Annotated in this window: 3 protein-coding genes and 1 pseudogene; 1 reads left to right on the top strand and 3 read right to left on the bottom strand. The window is 59.5% G+C overall.

Going from position 1 to position 4832, the window contains the following annotated elements; all coding sequences use genetic code 11:
• Positions 1 to 538, top strand: a pseudogene (locus L0H65_RS14715) (ribonuclease J); the annotation flags it as partial.
• Positions 539 to 880: 342 nt separating this feature from the next.
• Here L0H65_RS14715 and L0H65_RS14710 read toward each other — a convergent pair.
• The 3 genes from L0H65_RS14710 to L0H65_RS14700 form a co-directional block, all read right to left on the bottom strand.
• Positions 881 to 2602: a DEAD/DEAH box helicase gene (locus tag L0H65_RS14710; protein ID WP_301459799.1), complete on the bottom strand. Its 1722-nt coding sequence runs from the start codon at positions 2600 to 2602 to the stop codon at positions 881 to 883.
• 146 nt (positions 2603 to 2748) lie between these two features.
• Complete coding sequence (locus tag L0H65_RS14705) at positions 2749 to 3480, bottom strand: hypothetical protein (protein ID WP_301459798.1); 732 nt, start codon at positions 3478 to 3480, stop codon at positions 2749 to 2751.
• 20 nt (positions 3481 to 3500) lie between these two features.
• The coding region (locus L0H65_RS14700; RefSeq protein ID WP_301459797.1) for a peptide chain release factor 3 at positions 3501 to 4832 on the bottom strand (1332 nt) is incomplete at its 5' end.

Raw genomic sequence — 4832 nt, 5'->3', positions numbered from 1 at the left:
GCATCGCATCCTGAACCCGAAGATCGTGATTCCGATGCACGGCGAACACCGCCATCTGCGCGAACATTCTCGTGTGGCGATGTCGGCAGGGCGGCAGTCGGATGTGGTGACCAATGGCATGATGATCGACCTGACCGGCGATGCGCCGGAAGTGGCGGAATATATCGAGGCGGGGCGAACCTATCTCGATGGCTCAGTGATGATCGGCGCGCGGGATGGCGTCGTGCGCGACCGCATCCGCATGGCGCTGAACGGTCATGTCATGGCAACCCTGCTTCTGGATGAATCGGATGAACCGCTGGGCGATGCCTGGGTGGAAATCAAGGGTCTGCCCGAAAAGGGGCGCACCGGGGCCACACTGGCCGATACGCTTGAAGCCGATCTGACCGAGTTTGTCGATGGCGCGGGCAAGAAGGTGCTGCGCGATGATGACAAACTGGATGAGGCGGTACGCCGGGTGATTCGTCAGGTCTGCATGGAAGAAATCGGCAAGAAGCCGGAAGTGACTGTGGTGGTCAGCCGCTTGACCGAAGGGTGATACGTAACGGATGCAAGTGAGTGCGCTGTCCGGGTTTGCCTGACTGAGCATCAAAGGATGGCAATGAAAAAGGCGCGGCGGGTTGGCCCGGCGCGCCTTTTCTTTTTGTTTTAGGTTGAGGATCAAAGGAAGAAGCGATCCTGCCCGGGTTCTTCCGAGGGCATTGCATGCGACCTGCATTCACCTTGGGGGACTAAATATCTGAAGCCGATTAAACGCAACACGCTCCAGAGTGTGTCGCGTTCAATGGGATTCACCGAGCCAAATGAAAGCGTTATTCTTTGCAAACGCTGCCGCATTAGGACAGATGAATGCTTGGTTCTGATCAAACGCGATACAGCTCTAGCTGTCGCTGTCGTCCGACAGGGCCGGTTCGACCTCCGCCTCATCCGCGCTTGTTTCGGTGTCGAGGCGGAAACTGCGCAGAATGAAGTCCGGCACATGGTCTCCCATCCCGACCACGCGGTCATTGCCGCCGTTCCCACCGTTCCCGCGCCGGTTGTCATTGCGGTTTCCGCGCCGATCGTCTCGGTCGCGACGATCATCACTCCGGTCTTCGCGCCGGGTGTCACGGTCCCGGCGATCATCGCGGCGGTCGCCGTTACCTTCATCTCTGCGACTGTCCCGAAAACCATCGACAACATCCGGTTCTTGGGGCAGGGCTGCCTGCGCGGTGCTGCTTGCTTCGGCTACCGGTTCGCCGCGGTCTTCGTTGCGGTCGGACCTGCGATTGCGGCTACGCGTTCTCTCCGGGCGTGGCGCATCGTCTTTCGTGGCGGGGGCATCGGAAACCGCGCCCGCATCGACAGCCAGTTCCGCCGTGGCATCGGGTTTTTTACGGCTGCGGCTGCGGCGCTCGGGCTTCTCGGCATCGGCGGCTTTGGCTCGGCGTGGCCGTTCCTCGCCCACCTCGATCCCCGCCGGCAATTCGCCACGCGGGATCGGCCTGCTGACCAGTGTTTCAATCGCGGTCAGGTATTTCGCATCTGATGGCGTTGCCAGCGTAAAGGCTTTGCCTTCGCGGCCTGCGCGTCCGGTGCGACCGATGCGGTGAACGTAATCCTCCGGATGGGTCGGCACGTCGAAATTGAAGACATGGCTGACTGCCGGAATATCCAATCCCCTGGCGGCCACGTCAGAGGCAACCAGCAGATGCACGGTCCCGTCACGAAACCCGTCCAACGTGCGCGTGCGCACCGATTGATCCAGATCGCCATGAATGGGGGAGGCGTTGAACCCATGCTGTTTCAAGGACTTGTAAACAACATCAACATCGGTCTTGCGATTGCAAAAGATGATGGCATTGGTACAAGCCGCACCCTCGGCGCGGATGATCGCCCGCAAAACCGCGCGCTTTTCAGCAAAGCTGCGATCCTTGCGGCTTGGTTTTACCTCGATCAATCGCTGTTCGATTTTTTCCGAAGTCGAATTCTCCCGAGCGACTTCGATCTTCACCGCAGCGGAAAGGAAAGTGTTAGTGATTCGCTCAATTTCCGGTGCCATGGTGGCGGAATAGAAAAACGTCTGGCGGGTGAATGGCGTCAGGCTGAAAATCTTTTCGATATCCGGGATGAACCCCATGTCGAGCATGCGGTCAGCTTCATCCACCACCATGATCTGCACACCTTGCAACAGCAGTTTGCCGCGCTCAAAATGGTCGAGCAACCGGCCGGGTGTGGCGATCAGCACGTCTACGCCGCGGTCGATCAGCTTGTCCTGTTCGCCAAAGGCGACGCCGCCGATCAAAAGCGCCTTGGTCAGTTTGGTGTATTTGGCGTAAATCTCAAAGTTTTCGGCAACCTGTGCCGCAAGCTCCCGCGTTGGGGCCAGCACAAGGCTCCGCGGCATCCGGGCGCGGGCACGGCCTTTGCCCAAAAGCGTGATCATCGGCAGCGTAAAGCTGGCGGTTTTGCCGGTGCCGGTTTGCGCGATCCCCAACACGTCACGGCCTTCCAGCGCATGCGGAATCGCCTGAGCCTGAATCGGGGTCGGAGTTTCGTAGCCAGCTTCGGCAACTGCCTTGAGCACGCGGGGGTCCAGCGCGAGGTCGGAGAATTTGGTCATATGCGTCCTGTGACATGCGGTATCGGACCGCAAGAATAGATTGGGACGCTAGATTTCCGGGCGCCCCGGCGTCTGATGCCCGTAGGCTCGTTTGCCACTAACGCCAAATGCTGCAAAGGTCAAGTTATCGCCGCTTTTTGCGGGGTTCATTCCTTCTTGCCCGCAATTCTTGCGCGCTTTCTGGCCCGCATCGCTGCTATGCGCCGAAACAACCCGCCGGGGTCATCGTTCAGCCGTCGCAGCAATTCCCTTCCCAGCGGGGCCGACGTGGTGTCCACCTCCGCCGCCAGCCAGAGCGGGGCCAGCAGGTTGATATCCAGCCCGCCGGTTGCCAGCGAGAACGGCGTCATGCCCAGTGGCAACTCCGCTTGCACCCGTTTCAACCCGAATGGTTCCTCCGGCGCCTTGCCGGAATGCAACCGCTCAAATTCATAGAGTTTCATTACCGAAAACAGCATCCCCATTTCGCGGGCAAGGCTGCGTTCTGCTTCCGTCCCGCCGTGCTCGCCAAAGGTGATCAGCGCGGAAATCAGCCAGCGCGTCGAGAGTGCTGCGAGCAAATGCGGGCTTTGCTCCTGCCAGAAACGACGGAAGAGCGCGGGGGTATGTGCGGGATATTCGCGTTTGCGCAGATGCGCGACCGCAAGCCCATGTTGCAGCAACAAAGCACTTTGCCCGACAAATTCACCCTGCAATTCATGGATTTTGCTGATGTATCTGTCCGATGGCGCTGGCGGTGCGACGGGTTCGGTCAGCAGCGCCTTAAGATCGCTATCCAAAGGCGCAAGGGCTGCACAATCCGCCGCGCCCAAAGGTTTGCGGCGCTGTTGCCATTGCGCGATCGGCCCGTCAGGTGCGTCAGGATAGGTCGCGGCCATGTGCGGCCCTTTCGTCGTGGTTACGCCATCACTTCCTTGGTGGCCGAAAGCGTGAGTTCCGGATAATCGCGGATGATGCGGTCAATGTCCCATTGCAGGCGGGTCAGGAACACGGTGTCACCGTCGCTGTCAAAGGCGACATGGCCCTTGTTCACGGCTTGAAACCGCTCCATCTCCGCCTTTGGCCCGCTAACCCAGCGGGCAGAGGTGAATTGCGATGGCTCAAACCGCACCGGCAATCCGTATTCCTGTTCAATCCGGCTGGCGAGCACATCAAATTGCAACGCACCCACGACGCCGACGATAAAGCCGGAGCCGATTGAGGGTTTGAACACTTTGGCCGCACCTTCCTCGGCAAATTGCAGCAGCGCCTTTTCCAGATGCTTGGCTTTCATCGGATCGCCCGCGCGCACACCTTGCAACAGTTCCGGCGCAAAGGAAGGGATGCCGGTGAATTGCAGTGCCTCGCCTTCGGTCAGCGCATCACCAATGCGCAACTGGCCGTGGTTCGGGATGCCGATGATATCGCCGGCCCAGGCTTCATCGGCCAATTCGCGGTCAGCGGCGAGGAAAAGCACCGGATTGGTGATCGTCATCACCTTTTTCGACCGGACATGGTTCAGCTTCATGCCGCGTTCAAAATGCCCCGACGCAAGCCGGACAAAGGCCACGCGGTCGCGGTGTTTCGGGTCCATATTGGCTTGCACCTTGAACACAACGCCGGTCACGGCGCTTTCTTCAGGCGCAACTTTGCGCGTGGTGGTGGGTTGCGGCTGCGGTTCCGGCCCGAATTTGCCGATGCCGTCCATCAACTCCTTGACGCCGAAGGAATTTATCGCAGACCCGAACCAGATCGGTGTCATTGAACCATTGAGCAGCGCCTCCCGGTTCAGCGCAGGCAGCAGCGCGCGCGCCATCTCCAGTTCTTCGCGCAGTTTGGCCAGCATTTCGGGGGGGATGTGTTGCGCCAGCTTGGGATCATCCAACCCGTTGATCTTGATCGTTTCGGCAACCCGGTTGCGGTCAGCACGGTCCATCAACTCCAACCGGTCGTTCAGAATGTCGTAGCATCCGAGAAAATCACGCCCGGAGCCGATGGGCCAAGACGCGGGGGAGACATCAATTGCAAGATTCTCCTGAATCTCATCAATGATTTCAAAGGTATCGCGCGCTTCTCGGTCCATCTTGTTGCAGAATGTCAGGATCGGCAGGTCGCGCAAACGGCAAACTTCAAACAGCTTGCGGGTCTGGCTTTCCACACCTTTCGCGCCGTCGATCACCATCACCGCGGCATCCACGGCTGTCAGCGTCCGGTAAGTGTCTTCGGAAAAGTCGGAGTGGCCGGGTGTGTC

The sequence above is a fragment of the Pseudorhodobacter sp. genome (assembly GCF_030452865.1).
GTDB lineage: Bacteria > Pseudomonadota > Alphaproteobacteria > Rhodobacterales > Rhodobacteraceae > Pseudorhodobacter.
The sequence above is the reverse complement of the archived record's forward strand: the minus strand, read 5'-3'. Positions and strand labels throughout refer to the sequence as shown.

What these genes read in the sequence shown, in the direction of transcription:
- L0H65_RS14710 (WP_301459799.1), bottom strand. Translation starts at nt 2,602, where the DNA reads ATGACCAAATTCTCCGACCTCGCGCTGGACCCCCGCGTGCTCAAGGCA.
- L0H65_RS14705 (WP_301459798.1), bottom strand. Translation starts at nt 3,480, where the DNA reads ATGGCCGCGACCTATCCTGACGCACCTGACGGGCCGATCGCGCAATGG.